Consider the following 18,753-nt stretch of genomic DNA (forward strand, 5'->3'; position numbering starts at 1 on the left):
TTCCACCATTCATCGCCCCGCGCCCGCTTCCCATCCCCGTCCCGGGGAGCGGACGGACCGTCACCCCGGGAAGGCGCCGGTCGCCCCTCCAACGCGCCCGTCGGACCACCCGTAACGTCGTCGCCCCGGGCACCCGACCCGTGGAAGGATGGCGCAACCCACCCATAACGAGGAGATGACCGCGTGCCTGGCACAAACCTGACTCGCGAAGAGGCGCAGCAGCGGGCGAAGCTGCTCACCGTTGACTCGTACGAGATCGATCTGGATCTCTCCGGCGCGCAGGAGGGCGGTACCTACCGGTCCGTGACCACGGTGCGCTTCGACGTCGCCGAAGGCGGCGCGGAGTCCTTCATCGACCTGGTCGCCCCGGCCGTCCACGAGGTCACGCTCAACGGCGATCCGCTGGACGCGGCGGAGGTCTTCCAGGACTCCCGGATCGCGCTGCCGGGCCTGCTGGCGGGCCGTAACGTCCTGCGGGTCGTCGCCGACTGCGCGTACACCAACACCGGCGAGGGTCTGCACCGGTTCGTCGACCCGGTCGACGAGCAGGCGTACCTGTACACACAGTTCGAGGTGCCGGACGCCCGCCGGGTGTTCGCCTCCTTCGAGCAGCCGGACCTCAAGGCCACCTTCCGGTTCACCGTGAAGGCGCCGTCCGGCTGGACCGTCATCTCCAACTCCCCGACGCCCGAGCCCAAGGACGACGTCTGGGACTTCGAGCCGACGCCCCGGATCTCCAGCTACATCACCGCGCTGATCGTGGGGCCGTACCACTCCGTGCACAGCGTGTACGAGAAGGACGGCCGGTCCGTCCCGCTCGGCATCTACTGCCGGCCCTCCCTCGCCGAGTTCCTCGACTCGGACGCGATCTTCGAGGTGACGCGGCAGGGCTTCGACTGGTTCCAGGAGAAGTTCGACTACGCGTACCCGTTCAAGAAGTACGACCAGTTGTTCGTGCCGGAGTTCAACGCGGGCGCCATGGAGAACGCGGGCGCGGTCACCATCCGCGACCAGTACGTCTTCCGGTCCAAGGTGACCGACGCGGCGTACGAGCTGCGCGCCGAGACCATCCTGCACGAGCTGGCCCACATGTGGTTCGGCGACCTGGTCACCATGGAGTGGTGGAACGACCTGTGGCTGAACGAGTCGTTCGCCACCTACACCTCCATCGCCTGCCAGGCCTACCACCCCGAGTCGCGCTGGCCGCACTCGTGGACCACCTTCGCCAACTCCATGAAGACCTGGGCCTACCGGCAGGACCAGCTGCCGTCCACCCACCCGATCATGGCCGAGATCCGCGACCTGGACGACGTCCTGGTCAACTTCGACGGCATCACGTACGCCAAGGGCGCGTCCGTGCTGAAGCAGCTCGTCGCCTACGTCGGCATGGACGAGTTCTTCCAGGGCGTCCAGGCGTACTTCAAGGCGCACGCCTTCGGCAACACCCGCCTGTCCGACCTGCTCGGCGCCCTGGAGGAGACCTCCGGCCGCGATCTGAAGGCCTGGTCGAAGGCGTGGCTGGAGACGGCCGGCATCAACGTCCTGCGCCCCGAGATCGAGACGGACGCGGACGGTGTCATCACCTCGTTCGCGATCCGCCAGGAGGCCCCGGCGCTCCCCGCGGGCGCCAAGGGCGAGCCCACCCTGCGGCCGCACCGCATCGCCGTCGGTCTGTACGACCTCGACGAGGCGAGCGGCAAGCTGGTGCGCGGCGAGCGCGTCGAGCTGGACGTCGACGGTGAGCTGACCGCCGTACCGCGGCTGGTCGGCACACGGCGTCCCGCGGTCGTCCTGCTCAACGACGACGACCTGTCGTACGCCAAGGTCCGTCTCGACGAGCAGTCCCTCGCCTTCGTCACCGAGCACCTCGGCGACTTCGAGTCCTCCCTGCCCCGCGCCCTGTGCTGGGCCTCCGCCTGGGACATGACCCGGGACGCCGAACTGCCCACCCGCGACTACCTGTCCCTGGTGCTGTCGGGCATCGGCAAGGAGTCCGACATCGGCGTGGTGCAGTCGCTGCACCGTCAGGTCAAGCTCGCCATCGACCTGTACGGCGCCCCGGCCACCCGCGAGGCCCTCCTCACCCGCTGGACCGACGCCACCCTGGCCCATCTGCGGACGTCCGCCGCGGGCAGCGACCACCAGCTGGCCTGGGCCCGCGCCTTCGCCGCCACCGCCCGTACGCCGGAGCAGCTGGACCTGCTGGAGGCCCTGCTGGACGGTTCGCAGACGATCGAGGGCCTGGCCGTCGACACCGAGCTGCGCTGGGCGTTCGTGGAGCGTCTCGCGGCCGTGGGCCGGTTCGACGAGGCGGAGATCGCCGGAGAGTACGAGCGCGACAAGACCGCCGCCGGTGAGCGGCACGCGGCGACCGCCCGGGCCGCCCGTCCGACGCCGGAGGCCAAGGCGGAGGCCTGGGCGCAGGTCGTGGAGTCCGACAAGCTGCCCAACGCGGTCCAGGAGGCCGTCATCGGCGGGTTCGTCCAGACCGACCAGCGCGAGCTGCTCGCGGCGTACACCGAGAAGTACTTCGAGGTGGTCAAGGGCATCTGGGAGTCCCGTTCGCACGAGATCGCCCAGCAGATCGCGATCGGCCTGTACCCGGCGATCCAGGTCTCCCGGGAGACCCTGGCCCGGACGGACGCCTGGCTGTCCGCCGCCGAGCCGAACGCGGCCCTGCGCCGCCTGGTCTCGGAGGCCCGCGCGGGCGTGGAGCGCGCGCTGAAGGCCCAGGCGGCGGACGCGCGGTAGTCGTTCGCGCGGCAGCCGTTCGTACGGCAGTCGTTCCCAAGGTGGTGAGGGCGTCCGGTGGCACACCGGGCGCCCTCGCTCATGTCAGTCTGCGCGCGGGGGCGGTCGTGGAACTGGCCGGACGAGGGGTGCGGGCCCCCTCCGTCCGTTTCGCGCCGTCGGTGCACGGCCGGGGCGACCGCCTGGGTTTCGTCCCGCGGTTCAGCTCCCTCGCCCGGGCGAGGAGGGCATACCCCTGCGGGACATCGCCGCCTCCATCGGGCGTCATCTCGGCCTGCCGGTCGCCCCGCTGGGAGCCGACGGGTCCGGGGCTCCTCGCGGACCTCGACGAGGGGCACTACTTCGGCGGGTGGCAGTCGGCGAGGGCGGACATCCGCGCGCGGATGTCGTCGGCTTCGGGCATGCCGAGTCCGGTGTACAGGGCCAGCGCGCGCTCGTAGCACGGGACGGCCCGGCGGGTGTCGCCGAGGGCGTGGTGGGCGTCCCCCAGGCCGCTGTGGGCGCGGGCCTGCTGGCCGGGGTTGCCGATGTCCTCCGCGATGGCGAGGGCATCGGTGTGGTGGCTGAGGGCGTCCAGGGGACGGCCGGCGGCCCGGGCGGCCTCGCCGAGGCCGTTCAGCGCCCTGGCCTCACCGTCCCGGTCGCCGTTCTGACGGTAGAGGGCGAGCGCCTGCCGGTGGCACTCGGCGCCCTGCGCGGGCCGGTCGAGCCGGGTGTGGACGATACCCAGGCTGTGCAGCGCCCCGGCTTCGCCGTACCGGTCGCCGACCTCCCGGAGCAGGATCAGGGCCTGCTCCTGGTGGCGGGCCGCCGAGTCGAGCCGGTCGAGCCGCGTCTCGACCGTGCCGAGGTCGTTGAGCGCATGGGCCTCCAGATACCGGTTGCCGGTCCGGCGGAGCAGCTCCAGGGCCTGCTGGAGCCGGTCGGCGGCCTCCCCGTAGCGGCCCAGCTGGCCCTCGACGGTGGCGAGGTCCTTCAGCACGATCGCCTCGCCCAGACGGTCCCCGGCCTTCCGGTACAGCGCCAGCCCCTGTTCGAGGTGGCCGACGGCCGACCGGAAGCGGCCCAGCCGCTCGTCGACGAGGCCGAGGTTGACGAGCGCACGGGCCTGGCCGGTGTCGTCGTCGGCCTGCCGGAACAGCGTCAGCGCCTCCTGGAGGTGCCGCCGCGCCGGTTCGTGCCGGGCCAGTTGCCAGTGCGCGGTGCCGATGCCGAGCAGTGCGCGGGCCTCGTTCACCGGATCGCCGATCAGCCGGGCGGCGTCCCGGGCGTGCCCGTGGATGGTGAGGCCGTCGGTGTGCCGGCCGGTGATGAGGTGCCGGTACAGGGTGAGGGAGAGCCGGATGGCGTGGCCGGGCCGGCCGTGGGTGGCGGTGTGGGCGGACATCGCCGTCAGACACGCCCGCTCGGCGTGCAGCCAGGCGCGCGCGGCGTCGGGGTCGGACAGGTCGGGGACGGCGGCCTCGGGGGCGGGGGGCCGCAGATGGCCCTCGGCCGGGTGCAGGCAGGTCATGGCGGCGGCCGCGGCGGCGAGGTAGTGGTCGAAGAGCCGGTCGAGGGCCGCCTCGCGGGCCTGAGGGGTGTCCTCGGCCGTGGCGAGCCGGGTGGCGTAGGCGCGCAGCAGGTCGTGCATGCCGTACCGGCTGCCGTCCCCGCGCTGGACCAGATGGGCGCGGGCGAGGGCGTCGAGGGTCCGGCGGGCGTCCGCCGGGTCACTGCCGGTCAGCGCGGCGGCGGCGTGGGCGTCGAGATCGGGGCCGGGGTGCAGGCCGAGCAGCCGGAAGGCGCGTGCCGCGTCCGGCGCCAGCTGCCGCAGCGACCACGAGAACACCGCGGTGACGGCGGCCCGGGGGTCGCCGTCCGCGTCGAGCAGGTCCAGTCGCCGCTGCTGGTCGGTGAGTTCGCAGACGAGGTCGGCGAGCGGTGTGGCGGGGCGGGCGGCGGCGAGTTCCGCGGCGACCCGCAGCGCCAGCGGCAGCCGGGCGCACTGTGCGGCGAGGGCGTCCACGGCGTCGGGTTCGGCCTCGGCGCGGGGGCCGACGAGCCGGCGCAGCAGGGCGCGGGCGGCGTCGGCGGGCAGCAGATCGAGGTCGAGGCGGTGGGCGCCCTCCCGGGCGACCAGTCCGGCCAGGCTGTCCCGGCTGGTCACCACGACGGCACAGGTGCCGGTGCCGGGCAGCAGCGGGCGGACCTGTTCGACGGTGGCGGCGTTGTCCAGGACGATCAGCATCCGCCGGTCGGCGATCTCACTGCGGTAGCGCGCCGCCCGGTCGTCCGGCTCCGGCGGGACCTCCTGGCCGGGGACCCCGAGCGCGGCGAGGAACCGGACCAGCGCGTCGGCGGCGGTCATGGGCCGCTCGGGGTCGTAGCCGCGCAGGTTCACATAGAGCTGGCCGTCCGGGAAGCGGTCCCGGATCCGGTGCGCCCAGTGCACCGCCAGGGCCGTCTTGCCCACGCCCGCCGTCCCGGACACCGCCGAGACCACCACGGCGGCCGGCCGGTCCGTGGCCGCGACCAGGATCTTGTCGAGCCGGGCCAGTTCCTCGTCACGACCGGTGAACCCCGCGGCTTCCATGGGGAGTTGCGCGGGGATGCTCCTGGGCCGCCCGGGGACGGTACCGGTGGCGGTGGCGGGCGGTGTGCGCTCGGCCCGCGGTCCGGCGGCCTTCCCGCCGAGGATCGTGCGGTGCGCCTGCTGTGCCTCGGTCCCGGGGGCGGTGCCGAGTTCCTCGGCCAGCCGCTTGCTCAGGGCGGTGTAGCAGGCGAGCGCCTCCGGGGCGCGCCCGGCGGTGTGCAGCGCGCGCATCAGCGCCACGGCGAGCGGCTCGACCAGCGGGTGTTCGGCGACCAGGGCGGACAGCGCGTCGACCACCACGAGGTGTCCGCCGACGCGGAGTTCGGCGTCCGCCCAGTCCAGGACGGCGTAGATCCGCTGCTGCGTCCAGCTCTCCCGGGTCCGGGCCGCCCAGTCGCCGGGGAGTCCGGCGAGCGGCTCGCCCCGCCACAGCCCCATCGCCTCCCGCAGCACCGCCACCCGCTCCGCGGCGGATCCGCCGGTCTGCCGGGCCGTCGTGACCAGGCCGCGGAAGCGGTGCGCGTCGACCAGGTCCCGCGGGATGTCGAGCCGGTAGCCCCCCGAACCGCGCAACAGGGGCTGCCGCGCGGGCGTCCCGTCGCCGTCACTGTCACTGTTGCCGTCGCTGTCGCCGTCGCCGTCGCCGTCGCCGTCGCCGAGGTGAGGCATCGCCTCCGCGAGCACCCGGCGGATCCGGGCGACATGGGCGTAGAGCGTGGCCCGTACCTGGGCGGGCGGTTCCTCGCCCCAGACCCGGTCGATCAGTGTCTCGGCGGAGACCCAGCGGCCCGCGTCCACGAGCAGCGCCGCGAGGAGCGTGCGCCGTTTGGCGGGTCCCAGGTCCACCGGCCGGCCCGACACCCATAACTCCACGGGCCCCAGCAGCCGAAATCCCGTCACGCCGTCTCCCCTGCCCCCGTCCCGTGCCCGCCGCACGCCCCCCGCCGCGCGTTCCCCACCGGGCGTCACCCAACCACCCCACCACCTGCGAAGCAAGATTCCCGCAAGCTTCTCGGTCACCACCCCCCTCCATGGTGTCTCTGGCACGACCGCACCACAGCACCACAGCACCACAGCACCACAGCACCACCGCACCACCGCACCGGAGAAACGGCCGGCCCTCCCCGGCCCCACGAGCAGCAGCGTGCCGTACGGGGGACGGCACGCTGCTGCTCTCAGCCGACGTGGGTGGCCAGCGCGGCCTCGATGGCGGGCGCGTCGGCGGCGTCGGACGCCCAGGCCACGTATCCGTCGGGGCGCACGAGGAGCGTCGTACGGCGGTCACTCGCCCAGTGTCCGACCGAGAGCCGGCCCGCCCGGTCGGCGGTGCGGTCGGAGGTGCCGTCCGCGGTGCCGTCCGGGGTGATCAGGACGAACCGGCCGCCGCGCAGGGCCTCGTGGAGACGTCCGCCGCCGGCCAGGACCACGTCGGGGACACGGGTGCCGGTGAGGCGGTGGGAGCCGCGCGGGGCGGGGTAGCGGTAGCCGATGCCGGTGATCCGGCCGACCGCGCGGCGGCGGGCGGGGGCCACGGTGTTCAGGACGGCCGTGAGGCAGCCGCGCAGGGCCAGGGTCCAGGGGCGCTTGGCCATCGCCAGCCGGACGATCCCCCCGCTGCTGCGGAGCACGGACCGGCCGACGGGGTGGCGTTCGGCCTGGTAGGTGTCGAGCAGGTCCGGGCCGGTACGGCCGTGGAGCACCTGGGCGAGCTTCCAGCCCAGGTTGGCCGCGTCCTGGAGTCCGGTGTTCATGCCCTGGCCGCCGGCCGGGGTGTGCACGTGTGCGGCGTCGCCGGCCAGGAAGACCCGGCCGACGCGGTAGGCGCGCGCCTGGCGTTCGTCGCTGTGGAAGCGGGACATCCAGCGGGCGTCGTACATCCCGAAGTCCCGGCCGAGGGCGCGGCGGGTGATCTCCTTGACCTCCTCCAGATCGAGGGGCTCGCTGTCGGGGACGTCGTGGGCGCGGTTCCAGCCGATCACCCGGTAGTAGCCGTCGCCGAAGGGGGCGAGGAAGGCGAAGGCGTCGCCGACGGTGTCGACGGTGAGCAGCGACTCGGGCTCCTGAGCGAGCCGGACGTCCGCGAGGACGACCGAGCGGATGACGGAGCGGCCGGGGAAGTCGAGCCCGAGGGCGTTCCGTACGGCGCTGCGCATGCCGTCGGTGCCGACGGCGTACGCGGCGCGCAGCTCCTCGGTGTCCCCGGCGGGCGTGCGGACGGTGACGGTGACCCCGTCCGCGTCCTGCGCGAGGCCGGTCACCTCGGTCTCGTACCGGAACGCGACCCCGGCCTCCGTCGCCCGCCGCAGCAGGGCCTTCTCCACCTCGTACTGCGGGATGACGAGGAGGTGGTTGAAGCGGGAGGGGAGGGTGTCGAGGGCGATGGTGAGCCGGCCGAAGAGCCGGAGCCGGTCGAGGGGGCGGCCGGCCTGCTCGACCTCGTCGGCGAGACCGCGGGCGTCGAGCTGTTCGAGGGTGCGGGCGTGCAGGACGAAGGCACGGGAGAGGTTGCTGATCTTCCGGGAGCGCTTTTCGAGGAGGGTGACGGGAACGCCGGCGGCGGCGAGATCACCGGCGAGGAGCAGACCGGTGGGTCCGGAGCCGACGACGATCACGTTGCCGGTGGTGCCAGTCATCTTGACCTCCTAAGATGCCAACGCTTGTTGGTCAACGCTTGTTGGCAACCATAGGAACCGCGAGAAGGAATGTCAACACTCGTTGGCCAACACTCGTTGGCCAACACTTGTTGACCCACGCACGTTGGCCTACGCTCGTTGACATGAAGGGCAGCAACAGCAGCAGCACAGATTCCGCTTCCGGTTCCGGCACCCCTCGCCGCCGCTCCGACACCACCCGCACCGCGATCCTCGACGCGGCCCGCGAACGCTTCGCCGCCGACGGCTACGAGAAGGCGACCATCCGCGCCATCGCCAAGGACGCCGCCATCGACCCCTCCATGGTCATGCGCTACTACGGCAACAAGGAGGGCCTGTTCGCGGCGACGGTCTCGGTCGACCTGAAGCTGCCCGACCTCTCCGCGCTCCCCCGCGAGGACACCGGCCACGCCCTCGTCACGCACTTCCTCAGCATGTGGGAGCGGAACGAGGTGCTCACGGCCCTGCTCCGGGTCGGTGTGACCAACGAGGCGGGCGCCGAACGGATGCAGGGCATCTTCCGCGACCAGCTCCTGCCGCTCGCCCGCACGGCCTGCCCCGACCCGGTACAGGCCCCCACCCGGGCCGCCCTGGTGGCGACCCAGCTCCTCGGCCTGGCCCTGACCCGCTACGTCCTGCGCCTCCCGCCCACCGTGGCCCTCCCCCGCGAGGAGATCGTGGCCTGGCTGTCCCCCACGATCCAGCGCTACCTGACGGCTCCCCACCCGTAGCACGCAAAAAGGCGCCGCCCCCGTCGCCCGGTCGCAGGGGATGCGCGGGCGGTGGGGGCGGCGGCCTCAGGTGGGGTGGGGTGCCGAGGGGCGGAAGGTCAGGCCTTGGCCTTGGCCTTGCCCGGCTTGAAGACGCGGTGGTCGGGGTTGGACTTGTCCAGGACCATGACCAGGCCGGTGATGACGGCGAAGATCACGATCGGGAGCACGACGTAGAGGCCCAGCGTCTCACCGACGCTCAGGCCGGTGCCGGGGTCGTCGCCGTCGTCGCGGGTCAGCGCGAGCGCGGGGGACGACATGAGCAGCATCATCAGCGTCGTACCGGCAGCCAGGGCGCCGGCGCGCAGGGCGTTCTTCTTGTCCACAGAGCAAAAGTAGCGAACGCCTCGCGGGGCCGCGCGCCCGGGGTGCCGTACGGGAGTCGGTCAGTCCCCCGCGGCCTCCCGGAGGACGTCGAAGAGGGTGTGCAGCCGGGGTGCGGCGGCCAGGTCCTCCAGGGCCACCGGGCGGCCCGCGCCGTCGGCGATCGGCAGGCGCCAGTTCGGGTACTGGTCCCAGGTGCCCGGCAGGTTCTGCGGGCGGCGGTCGCCCACGCCGTCCGGGAGCCAGACGCCGATCATGCGGGCGGGGGTGCGCAGCAGGAAGCGGTGCAGGGCCTGGACCTCGGCCTCCTCGGAGGAACGGTCCCCGCCGCCCGCGCTTCCGGACAGCAGCCCGAGGCGGGTGAGCAGGGCCAGCCACTCCCCCGTGTCGGCGGCGGCCTCCGCGCGTTCCTCCTCCAGGGGTCGGGTGAGCAGGCCCAGGCGGTCGCGCAGTTCGACGTGCTCGCCGGTGAGGCGGGCGGCGGTGGACGGCAGGTCGTGGGTGGTGGCGGTGGCGAGGCAGTCGGCGCGCCAGCGCTCCGGGGGCAGCGGGCGCCCGTCGCCGTCCCAGTCCCGCTCGAACCACAGGACGGACGTCCCGAGCACCCCGCGGGCGCGCAGCGCCTCCCGGACGCCCGGCTCGACGGTGCCCAGGTCCTCGCCGATCACCACCGCACCCGCCCGCGAGGCCTCCAGCACCAGGACGGCGAGCATGGCCTCGGCGTCGTAACGGACGTACGTGCCCTCGGTCGGCGCCTCCCCCTGCGGGACCCACCAGAGCCGGAACAGGCCCATGACGTGGTCGATGCGCAGGGCGCCGGCGTACCGGAAGAGGCCGCGCAGGAGGCGGCGGTACGGCGCGTAGCCGGACTCGGCGAGCCGGTCGGGGCGCCAGGGCGGCAGGCCCCAGTCCTGGCCGCGCGCGTTGAAGGCGTCCGGCGGGGCGCCGACGGACATCCCGGCGGCGAAGTACTCCTGCTGCGCCCAGGCGTCCGCGCCGGACGGATGCACCCCGACCGCGAGGTCGTGCACGATCCCGATCCCCATCCCGGCCTCGCGCGCGGTGCGCTGGGCGGCGGTGAGCTGGGTGTCGGTGAGCCAGGCGAGCCGGGAGTGGAAGTCGACCCGGTCCATCAGTTCGCGCCGGGCGCGGGCCGTCCCCGCCGAGCGGGGGTCCCTGAGCTCCTGCGGCCAGTGGCTCCACCGCGACCCGTGCACCTCGGCGAGCGCGCACCAGGTGGCGTGGTCCTCCAGCGCCTGCCCCTGGTCGGCGAGGAAGTCGCAGTAGGCGGCCCGCCGGCCGGGCCCGAGCGGCACCGCGGCGACCAGCTCCAGCGCCTGCCGCTTGGCCTCCCACACGGCGTCCCGGTCGATCAGCTCCCCCTTCTCCAGCACCGCCTCCCGCAGCCGCGCCCCGCGCTCCGCCGCCGTGCGGTCCTCGGTGTACGCGTACTCGGGGACCTCCTCGACGCGCAGATGCACGGGGTCGGGGAAGCGGCGCGAGGACGGCCGGTACGGCGACGGATCGGTCGGCGCCCCCGGTACGGCCGCGTGCAACGGGTTGACCTGCACGAACCCGGCGCCGAGGACCCGTCCCGCCCAGTCGGCCAGCTCCCCGAGGTCACCGAGGTCCCCCATGCCCCAGGAGCGGCGGGAGAGGAGGGAGTACAGCTGGACGAGGAGTCCGTACGAGCGTTCCGGCGGCGTGGGCAGCCGGGGCGGGGCCACGACCAAATGGACGTGGGCGGTGCGGCCGTCGGGCGCGGTGGCCGTCAGCCGGTGCACCCCGGGCGGCAGCCCCTCGGCGGTGTCGTGGACCTCGCCCCCCTCGGTCTCGACGCGCAGCCGGGTACCCCCGGGGAGGGCGGCGAGCGCGTCGCACGGTCCGCCGCTCCAGCTCACGACCGTCGGCGGCAGCAGGCGTGCGGCCAGCTCGCGCTCCCGTACGCCGAGGGCGTCCCGTACGGCCTGCGGGGTGTCCGCGTCGACGCCGAGCGCGGCGAGCGCGCGGGTGACGGCGGCGGGCGAGGCGGTGACCGTGCGGTCGGGGGCGGGCCGGTAGGAGGTGGCGACACCGTGCAGCGCGGCGAGCCGGGCGAGTTCGTCGCCGAGGGGTGCGGTCATCTAGGGCCTCGTGGTGTCGGTGTCCACGGTGGCGAGCGGCGGCTCGCTGGTGAGGGGCTCGGCGTCGGGCAGCGGGGGCTCGCTGGTCAGCGGGGGCTCCGCGCAGGCGCCTTCGGCGCCGAAGGCGGACGGGCGGGGTGCGTCGAGCAGGCCGGCGGAGGCTTCCGCCGGGCGTTTGGAGGGGGCGGGCGCGATCACGGTGGGCTCCTCGTGGGGTAGGGCGTCGGTCATCGCAGGCCTACCCAGCGGACGCGAGGACAGACGTCCCGTCCAACTCGTGATCCCCGCACCGGGACACGGTCGCTCCCTCCTCCGCCCGTGCCCCCCCCGTGAACCGGTCGCGGGACCGTCGTCGATAGAGGGGGTGTGAGACTGTTCCGCCCCATGAGGGGCCACGGGGAGAGCGATACGGACGCGGCGCTGCTGCGGGCCGTGGCGGACGGGGATGCGGGGGCGTTGACCGCGCTGTACGACCGGCATGCCGGGTGGGTGTACGCCCGGCTCGTGCGCCGGTGCGCGGATGCCGAGGTGGCGCGGGAGGTGCTTCAGGACACCTTCGTGACGGTGTGGCGCTCGGCGGCCGGGCACCGGGGCGGGGAGGCGGGCGGCTGGCTGTGGACCATCGCCGCCCGGCGGCTCGTCGACACCCGGCGGGCGCAGGAGCGGGCCGGGCGGATCGAGACGGCTCCCCTGGACACCTCCACCCCCTCCGCCGAGACGCCCTCGGCCGAGGAACGGGTGCTGGCCGGGCTGGAGTTCGGCGATGTCGGCACCGCCCTGGACCGGATCTCGCCCGAGCTGCGGGAGGTGCTGCGCGCGACCGTCGTCGACGGGCTCACCACCCGGGAGGCGGCCCGGCTGCTCGGCATCCCCGAGGGCACGGTCAAGACCCGCGCGCAGCGCGCCCGCGCCGAACTGCGCACCGCCCTGGCTCAGTTGAGCCCCGCACCGGCATCGGGAGGCCTGGTGTGAACACCGATGACCTGAGTACCGGTCGGATGAAGAACGATCGGTGGCACGTGTCCGGCGACCTCGCCGCCCGCTACGCCGACGGCACCCTCCCGGAGGCCGACGCCTGGTCCCTGGAGAGCCATGTGGAGCGGTGCGCGGCGTGCGCGGCGCGCGTCTCCGCGGCGGTACGGCGGCTGCCGGCGCCCGCACTGGCCCTCGCGGCGGTACGGGAGGCCGTACGGGAGGCCGTACGGGACGAGACGCTGGCGCAGAAGGCCGTACCGGAGGAAGTGCCCGCGCCCACGCCGCCCGCCCCCCGGGCCCGTCTGTGGTCCTCGTTCCTCGCGCGGGCCGTGTGGACCGCCGGGCCCGCCGTGCGCGGGGGCTGGCTGCCCGCGGTGCTGCTGGTCGCGCTGGGGGCGCTCGGTCTGGCCTACGGCGCGGACGTCGACGGCGTACGGCCGCTGCTGCTCGCCCTCGCGCCGGTGGTGCCCGTGGCCGGGGTCGCCGTGTCCTACGGCCGGTACGCCGATCCGCTGCACGAGATCGCGGCGGCCACCCCCTCCGGCGGACTGCGGCTGGCGCTGACCCGGACGGCCGCCGTCCTCGGGGTCAGCGTGCCGCTGCTCACCGTGACGGGCCTGCTGCTGCCCGCCTCCGGCGCCCCGGGCGCGGCGGCCTGGCTGCTGCCGGGCCTCGCGCTGACCCTGGCCTCGCTCGCGCTGTCCGGATACGTCGGCTGCCGTACGGCGACGGCCGTGACCGGCGGCGGGTGGCTGGCCGCCGTCCTCGCCCCCGTCCTGGCCTCGCCCGGCGGCACCCCGGTCACCCGGCTCGCCGAGCAGCTCTCGCGCTGTCTGGACGGTGCCCCCGCGCAGGGGGCGTGGGCGGCCGCGGGCGTGCTGTGCGCCGCCGTGCTGGCCGCCCGCCGCGGCGCCTACGACGGGCTGGACCGACGGTGAGCGCCCGCCCATGAATCTCAAGAACCCCATGAACGCCATGAACTCTGTGAACCCTGGAGATCGTGAAGTGAGCACCATACGGGTGTCCGGGCTGCGTGTCCGGCACCGCAGGACCGTCGCCCTGGACGCCGTGGATCTGGATCTCGGCGTCGGTGTGCACGGTCTGCTCGGCCCCAACGGTGCCGGGAAGACGTCCCTGATCCGGGTGCTGGCCACCGTCGCGCGGCCGGACGCCGGGCGGGTGGAGATCCTCGGGGAGGACGTCGGCGAGCCCTCCCGGCGCGGTGCGGTGCGCGCCCGGCTCGGCTATCTGCCGCAGGATTTCGGCCACTACCCGGGCTTCACGGTGCGCGAGTTCGTCGCGTACGTGGCGTGGCTGAAGGAGATGCCGGTGGCCGGGACCCCGGCCGCCGTGGAGCGGGCCGTCGAGCGGGTGGGTCTCGGGGACCGGATCGACGCGAAGGTGCGGACGCTGTCCGGCGGCATGGTCCGCCGGGTCGGCATCGCGCAGGCCGTCGTCAACGACCCGGACGTGCTGCTGCTCGACGAGCCGACGGCGGGCCTCGACCCGGAGCAGCGGGTGGAGTTCCGCGCGCTGCTGCGGGAGCTGGGCTCCACCTCGACCGTGATCGTCTCCACCCACCTGGTGGAGGACGTGGCGGCCGCCTGCACCGAGGTCACCCTGCTGGACGCGGGGCGGGTCGCCTACCGGGGGACCCCGGAGGCGCTCAGCGCGCTGGGCGAGGCGCCGGGGGTGGGGGACAGCGTCATCGAGCGCGGCTACACCGCCGCCCTGCGGGCCCACCGGACCGGGCTGGAGGCGGCGCGATGAGCCTCGTACGGGAGAGGGCGGCGCTGCGGCCGGTCCTGACGCATCCGCTGCGGGCCGAGGCGGCCCGGGGGTTCGCGCCGTTCGCCGGGGCCGTGGCCTTCCTGTTGCCGGCCGTGGTGCTGGGCTTCGCGGCGGACCGCTGGCAGGGCGGCTGGGCGGAGACCCGTACCGAGCTGCACAGTGTGCTGCTGATCGTCCTGCCGCTCGGGGCCGCCGCGGGCTGCTGGCAGGGCGGGCGGGAACGCCGGCGGGGTACCGAGGAGCTGTGGGGCACGGCCGTGCGCGGGCCGCTGGCGCGGTTCCTGGCGTCGGCGCTGCCGCTCGCGCTGTGGGTGACGGGCGGGTACCTGCTGGCGGCGGCCGGGGCGGTGCTCGCGACCTGGCCGTACGCCACGGGGGACCGGCCCCACGCGGACCTGTTGCCGACGGACGCGGTGGCACTGGCCGCTCTCGTCGTGGCCGGCCAGGTCGTGGGGCGGCTGGTCCCCTGGCGGTTCGCGGCCCCGCTGCTGGCGCTCGGCGGGTATGCGGCCCTGGGCCTGTCGGGGCGGGCGGGCACCGGCCCGGGTCGCTTCCTGAACCCGGCGTCCGCGGTGTCGGAGGGGCTGGTTCCGGCGGGCCGGCAGCCGTGGGCGATGGCGGTGTGGGTGGCGGGGCTCGCGGCGGCCGCCGTGCTGGCGTACGCGGCGCGGCGCCGGTGGACGGCTCTGGTGCCGCTGGCGGCCGCGGTCGCGGCGGGCGTGCTGCTGGTGCGGACGGGGGACGGGCTGTGGCGGCCGAACCCGGCCGAGCGCGCGCAGGTGTGCACGGCGTCGACCACCCCTGAGATCTGTGTCAACGCCCGCTACGGCGAGCTGTTGCCGCAGGTCACGGCCGCCCTGTCGGGGGTCACCGGCAAGCTGGAGGGGGTGCGGAACCTGCCGGTGCGGTTCGAGGACCGGGTGGGTGAGCCGCGCGCGGGGGAGGCGCAGCTGCCGATGCTCACACCGATCGGCCGGTCGGTGGTGCGGGGGCGGCTGACCGATCCGGCGCAGTACGCGTGGGAGGCGGTGACGATGCTCCAGGACCGGGGGGACTGCGGGGAGCAGGACCGGAGGGTCGCCGTGGCGGACGACGCCGTGCAGCACTACCTCGCGGCGAGCCCGGCGGAGGCGTACTTCGACGCGTTCGACGCGCGGGGCGACGCGGAGCGGCGCGCGGCGCTGGCGGAGCGCAGGGCGGCCCGGGAGCGGCTGGCCTCGATGGGGGCAAAGGCCCGCCGGGACTGGCTGTCGGCGTACTTCGCCACGGTCGGCGACTGCGGCGCCGCGAGCCGGGTGCCGGTCCTGTGAGCGCGTCGCGGCCGGCCGCCGGCCTCCTGCTGTACGCCCGCTCCCGGGCCGTCCCGGGCACGCTCGCCGTGCTCGCCGGGACCGCCGTCCTCGCTCTGGGGGCGGCGGCCCGGACGGGCTCCGGCACGGATCCGGGCCTGCTGCCGCCGGTCGTGGTGCTGGCGCCGCTGCTGGCGGCGGCGGTGACCGGGGCGGGCCTGCGGTCCGCGTCGGAGGAACTGGACCGGACGGCCGTACGCCCCTGGTGGCCGCGTCGGCTGGGGCTGCTGCTCGGGCCGACGGCGCTCGCGGCGGTCCTGCTGCCGCTCGCGGTGCCCGGGGACGGGCCGGCCGTGCTGCGCAATCTGCTGGGCTGTACGGGCCTGGTGGCGGCCTCGGCCGTCCTGGTGGGCGCCCGGCTGAGCTGGCTGCCGGCGGCGGGCTGGGTGGGCGCGGTGTGCCTGGCGTCGGACGGGGTGCGCGGCCGGGCGGTGACCGGGTGGGGCTGGCCCGCTCAGCCGGGGGACGTGCCGGCGTCCTGGCTGGCGGCCGGGGGCCTGTTCGCGCTGGGCACGGCCCTGTACGCCGTACGAGGGGCGCGTCCCGAAGGGCCCCGTGGCTGAACCGGGCGGGCGCCGGTGCCACGGGGCATGAAGAAGCCCGGATCGTCAGGCGGAGATGCCGTCGATCCGGGCCAAGGCGTCGTCCGCGCCGTACGGCTGCAAGTAGGGCAGCCAGCGCGGGTCCCTATGGCCCGTGCCGATGATGCGCCAGGCGAGGCCGGTGGGCGGGGCGGGTTTGTGGCGCAGCCGCCAGCCGATCTCGACGAGGTGCCGGTCGGCCTTGACGTGGTTGCAGCGACGGCAGGACGCCACGACGTTGTCCCACACGTGCTTGCCCCCGCGGCTGCGCGGGATGACGTGGTCGACGCTGGTTGCGACGCCACCGCAGTACATGCACCGGCCCCCGTCCCGCGCGAAGAGCGCCCGACGGGTCAGAGGAACGGGCCCCCGATAGGGAACCCGGACGAATCGCTTGAGCCGGACCACGCTGGGTGCGGGGACTGTGACGGTCGCGCTGTGCAGGAAGGCGCCTGACTCTTCCAGGGAGACGGCCTTGTTCTCCAGGACGAGGACGAGCGCGCGGCGGAGCGGTACGACGCCGAGCGGCTCGTACGACGCGTTGAGGACCAGGACATGCGGCACGGATGCCTCCTTGGGCGTCGGCGGCGCGTGGCTCGCGCCGGGACGATCTGCAGTCAGTCTCTCCTCTGGCCTGGCGGACGCGCCACCATGTCCCGGTAACGGGCTGGGAGTGTTTTCGACCACACCCGGATACATCCCCCGGATCATGGCCTGTTCAAGCGCAGGTGAGGCCTGTCTCTCCTTGCCGCATCGGACGGACCCACACACAATGCCCCGTTAGTGTGGTGGTTCTGCCCGTCCGGTGACCCTTTCGTGATCTGTACGACCTTGACGACCTGACCATCGCACCGGAGGCGGACCGCTGCACCTGGAGGTACCTGCCGTGTCCTTGCCCGCCGTCCTACTGGCCGCCGGCTCCTCGCCCTCGCCGACCCCCTCGGAGTCGCCGACCGTGAGCGTCCCGTCGCTCCAGGACGCCCAGGAGAGCGCGACGAACGCGGCCAGCTGGGTCGAGCAGAACTGGTCGACGTGGCTCGCGATCGGTCTGCGCGTCCTGTTGATCCTGGTGATCGCGGCGGTGCTCAGAAAGTTCGTGCTGCGGGCGATCACCAAGCTCATCGACCGGATGAACCGCACGGTCGAGTCGGCCGTCGAGGGCTCCACGCTGGGCGGGCTGCTGGTCAACGCCGAGCGGCGGCGCCAGCGCTCGCAGGCGATCGGGTCGGTGCTGCGCTCGATGGCGAGCTTCCTGATCCTCGGCACGGCGGCGCTGATGGCGCTGTCCGCCTTCGAGATCAATCTCGCCCCGCTGCTGGCCTCGGCCGGTGTCGCGGGTGTGGCGATCGGTTTCGGCGCGCGCAACCTGGTCACGGACTTCCTGTCCGGCGTCTTCATGATCCTGGAGGACCAGTACGGCGTGGGCGACCAGATCGACGCGGGCGTCGCCAGCGGCGAGGTCATCGAGGTGGGGCTGCGGGTGACCAAGCTGCGCGGCGACAACGGCGAGATCTGGTACGTCCGCAACGGCGAGGTCAAGCGGATCGGCAACCTCTCCCAGGGGTGGGCGACGGCCGGCGTCGACGTCACCGTCAAGGCGTCGGAGGACCTGGACCGGGTGAAGGCCACGCTGGACGAGGTCGCCGAGAAGATGAGCAAGGAAGAGCCCTGGAACGAGCTGCTGTGGAGCCCGATCGAGGTGCTGGGCCTGGACAGCGTGCTGCTGGACTCGATGGTGGTCCGGGTCTCGGCGAAGACCATGCCGGGCAAGGCCCTGAAGGTGGAGCGCGAGCTGCGCTGGCGCGTCAAGCGGGCGTTCGACGCGGCGGACATCCGGATCGTGGGCGGCGCGACCGCTCCCGCCGAGGAGGACCCGGTCGACCCGACGGCGGTCGTCGCGGCCCCGTCGGTCTTCTCCAACGCGGACTCGCCGCAGGCGGCGGCCGCGTCGCCGATCGCTCCGCAGCGGGCGGTGACGCCTTCCGGTTCACCGAAGTAGGGGAACGGTTTCGGCACGCTCGTTCGAGTGAACGACAGGGGCATCCTGCGCCGACTGGCCGCCGGGTGCCCCATCGTTCTGCCGGGGCACCCAGCGCGGGCTTAGCCTGGCAACAGCGCGACGAGGAGAACCAGGGATGAGCGCCGAACCCATCATGGAGACGGTCATGACGCACGTGGACCCCATCGACCTGTTGAGCGCGATCGAAGAGGCAGCCCCCATGCCGATTCGACCGGAGTACGTCGAGGGGATGGCCATCGTGCCGCCGACGCCGAACGACAATCACAACCATGGCGCACTGGAACTGGCCTTTCAGTTCCGCACGTCCGGTTTCCCCCTCGTGGGTATGGGCAATGGCTATCGCGCCGCCCACAAGGACGGCAAGACCATGGGCTTGCTGATTCCGGACTTCTACCTCCGCCGCCGCAGGCCGACCGAACTCGACGAGTCGTACCGCAAGGCACACAAGGGCTGGTACCCCATCGACATGATCGCCCTCGTAGGCGAAGTCACCTCCACCAACCACGAGACCGACACCGGCCCCAAGCTCCGCACCTACGCCGCCGCCGGCATCCCGGTCTACGTCCTCATCGACCGCCACGCCAAGACCGCCCACTGCTACATCGACCCGGTCCTCCCCTCCGACGACCCCACCGAGGCCTACTACGCCACCGACACCAAGGTCGACCTCGGCGATCCGCTGCCCCTCCCGGCGCCCTACCCGACCCTGGACACGGCCCCGTTCCTCGACGCCGACATCTAAGGATCTTCACAGGCGCCCCACCTATCCCCCGCATCACATCACCCCATATCGTCACTCTGATACCGGGCCCTTGTTCTGGAGCGCAACGCCCAGGGGCCCGC

15 protein-coding genes are annotated in these 18,753 nt (G+C 74.0%); 9 read left to right on the forward strand and 6 right to left on the reverse strand.

Annotated features, from left to right (window positions below):
* The first annotated feature begins 183 nt into the window (after positions 1–183).
* Positions 184–2,751, forward strand: a complete 2,568-nt coding sequence (pepN, locus tag ACYQ8Q_RS16720; protein ID WP_460065721.1) for an aminopeptidase N — start codon at positions 184–186, stop codon at positions 2,749–2,751.
* Positions 2,752–3,088: 337 nt separating this feature from the next.
* On the opposite strand, the gene ACYQ8Q_RS16725 is transcribed toward pepN, so the two are convergent.
* Positions 3,089–6,187 carry an AfsR/SARP family transcriptional regulator gene (locus tag ACYQ8Q_RS16725; protein WP_460065722.1) on the reverse strand — a complete coding sequence of 1,033 codons (3,099 nt, stop codon included), beginning with the start codon at positions 6,185–6,187 and terminating at the stop codon, positions 3,089–3,091.
* Positions 6,188–6,501: 314 nt separating this feature from the next.
* The gene (locus ACYQ8Q_RS16730) at positions 6,502–7,959 is read right to left on the reverse strand and encodes an FAD-dependent monooxygenase (protein WP_460065724.1); all 1,458 of its coding nucleotides are present in this window, start codon (positions 7,957–7,959) and stop codon (positions 6,502–6,504) included.
* Positions 7,960–8,102: 143 nt separating this feature from the next.
* Between ACYQ8Q_RS16730 and ACYQ8Q_RS16735 the strand changes: the two genes are divergently transcribed.
* Entirely contained in the window at positions 8,103–8,708 is a 606-nt protein-coding gene (locus tag ACYQ8Q_RS16735; RefSeq protein ID WP_460065726.1) for a TetR/AcrR family transcriptional regulator, read from the forward strand.
* Between the two features lie 98 nt (positions 8,709–8,806).
* Here ACYQ8Q_RS16735 and ACYQ8Q_RS16740 read toward each other — a convergent pair whose 3' ends face one another.
* Genes ACYQ8Q_RS16740 through ACYQ8Q_RS16750 form a run of 3 tightly spaced genes read right to left on the reverse strand, consistent with a single transcriptional unit; the run spans position 8,807 to position 11,425 of the window.
* Positions 8,807–9,073, reverse strand: coding sequence for a hypothetical protein (locus ACYQ8Q_RS16740; RefSeq protein WP_460065727.1), 267 nt, complete (start codon positions 9,071–9,073; stop codon positions 8,807–8,809).
* 60 nt (positions 9,074–9,133) lie between these two features.
* Complete coding sequence (gene malQ / locus ACYQ8Q_RS16745) at positions 9,134–11,194, reverse strand: 4-alpha-glucanotransferase (RefSeq protein ID WP_460065729.1); 2,061 nt, start codon at positions 11,192–11,194, stop codon at positions 9,134–9,136.
* Positions 11,195–11,425 (reverse strand): hypothetical protein, encoded by a 231-nt coding sequence (locus tag ACYQ8Q_RS16750; protein WP_460065731.1) that lies wholly within the window; start codon positions 11,423–11,425, stop codon positions 11,195–11,197. It abuts the gene before it with no gap.
* Between the two features lie 153 nt (positions 11,426–11,578).
* Here ACYQ8Q_RS16750 and ACYQ8Q_RS16755 point away from each other — a divergent pair, with 153 nt between their 5' ends.
* From ACYQ8Q_RS16755 to ACYQ8Q_RS16775, 5 genes are read left to right on the forward strand one after another with little or no spacing between them, the layout of a single operon-like run.
* Entirely contained in the window at positions 11,579–12,166 is a 588-nt protein-coding gene (locus ACYQ8Q_RS16755) for an RNA polymerase sigma factor (protein ID WP_460065732.1), read from the forward strand.
* A 26-nt stretch (positions 12,167–12,192) separates the two neighbouring features.
* Positions 12,193–13,107: a zf-HC2 domain-containing protein gene (locus ACYQ8Q_RS16760; RefSeq protein WP_460065734.1), complete on the forward strand. Its 915-nt coding sequence runs from the start codon at positions 12,193–12,195 to the stop codon at positions 13,105–13,107.
* Positions 13,108–13,144: 37 nt separating this feature from the next.
* On the forward strand, positions 13,145–13,939 hold the full coding sequence (locus ACYQ8Q_RS16765; protein ID WP_460065735.1) for an ABC transporter ATP-binding protein: 795 nt from the start codon (positions 13,145–13,147) through the stop codon (positions 13,937–13,939).
* Complete coding sequence (locus tag ACYQ8Q_RS16770; protein ID WP_460065737.1) at positions 13,936–15,270, forward strand: hypothetical protein; 1,335 nt, start codon at positions 13,936–13,938, stop codon at positions 15,268–15,270. The genes ACYQ8Q_RS16765 and ACYQ8Q_RS16770 overlap by 4 nt, the downstream gene beginning before the upstream one ends.
* Complete coding sequence (locus ACYQ8Q_RS16775; protein WP_460065738.1) at positions 15,267–15,872, forward strand: hypothetical protein; 606 nt, start codon at positions 15,267–15,269, stop codon at positions 15,870–15,872. The genes ACYQ8Q_RS16770 and ACYQ8Q_RS16775 overlap by 4 nt, the downstream gene beginning before the upstream one ends.
* A 45-nt stretch (positions 15,873–15,917) precedes the next feature.
* Here the strand turns inward: ACYQ8Q_RS16775 and ACYQ8Q_RS16780 are convergent, their stop codons facing one another.
* Positions 15,918–16,454 carry an HNH endonuclease gene (locus ACYQ8Q_RS16780; RefSeq protein ID WP_067244152.1) on the reverse strand — a complete coding sequence of 179 codons (537 nt, stop codon included), beginning with the start codon at positions 16,452–16,454 and terminating at the stop codon, positions 15,918–15,920.
* Positions 16,455–16,776: 322 nt separating this feature from the next.
* Here ACYQ8Q_RS16780 and ACYQ8Q_RS16785 point away from each other — a divergent pair, with 322 nt between their 5' ends.
* Together ACYQ8Q_RS16785 and ACYQ8Q_RS16790 are read left to right on the forward strand one after the other, a co-directional pair.
* Positions 16,777–17,889: a mechanosensitive ion channel family protein gene (locus tag ACYQ8Q_RS16785; RefSeq protein ID WP_460065739.1), complete on the forward strand. Its 1,113-nt coding sequence runs from the start codon at positions 16,777–16,779 to the stop codon at positions 17,887–17,889.
* Between the two features lie 136 nt (positions 17,890–18,025).
* Positions 18,026–18,652, forward strand: a complete 627-nt coding sequence (locus tag ACYQ8Q_RS16790; protein ID WP_460065741.1) for a Uma2 family endonuclease — start codon at positions 18,026–18,028, stop codon at positions 18,650–18,652.
* Positions 18,653–18,753: the final 101 nt, after the last annotated feature.

Source organism: Streptomyces sp. YKOK-I1, assembly GCF_054660435.1.

What these genes read in the sequence shown, in the direction of transcription:
- ACYQ8Q_RS16730 (WP_460065724.1), bottom strand. Translation starts at nt 7,959, where the DNA reads ATGACTGGCACCACCGGCAACGTGATCGTCGTCGGCTCCGGACCCACC.
- ACYQ8Q_RS16735 (WP_460065726.1), top strand. Translation starts at nt 8,103, where the DNA reads ATGAAGGGCAGCAACAGCAGCAGCACAGATTCCGCTTCCGGTTCCGGC.
- malQ (WP_460065729.1), bottom strand. Translation starts at nt 11,194, where the DNA reads ATGACCGCACCCCTCGGCGACGAACTCGCCCGGCTCGCCGCGCTGCAC.
- ACYQ8Q_RS16750 (WP_460065731.1), bottom strand. Translation starts at nt 11,425, where the DNA reads ATGACCGACGCCCTACCCCACGAGGAGCCCACCGTGATCGCGCCCGCC.
- ACYQ8Q_RS16755 (WP_460065732.1), top strand. Translation starts at nt 11,579, where the DNA reads ATGAGGGGCCACGGGGAGAGCGATACGGACGCGGCGCTGCTGCGGGCC.
- ACYQ8Q_RS16760 (WP_460065734.1), top strand. Translation starts at nt 12,193, where the DNA reads ATGAAGAACGATCGGTGGCACGTGTCCGGCGACCTCGCCGCCCGCTAC.
- ACYQ8Q_RS16765 (WP_460065735.1), top strand. Translation starts at nt 13,145, where the DNA reads ATGAACTCTGTGAACCCTGGAGATCGTGAAGTGAGCACCATACGGGTG.
- ACYQ8Q_RS16770 (WP_460065737.1), top strand. Translation starts at nt 13,936, where the DNA reads ATGAGCCTCGTACGGGAGAGGGCGGCGCTGCGGCCGGTCCTGACGCAT.
- ACYQ8Q_RS16790 (WP_460065741.1), top strand. Translation starts at nt 18,026, where the DNA reads ATGAGCGCCGAACCCATCATGGAGACGGTCATGACGCACGTGGACCCC.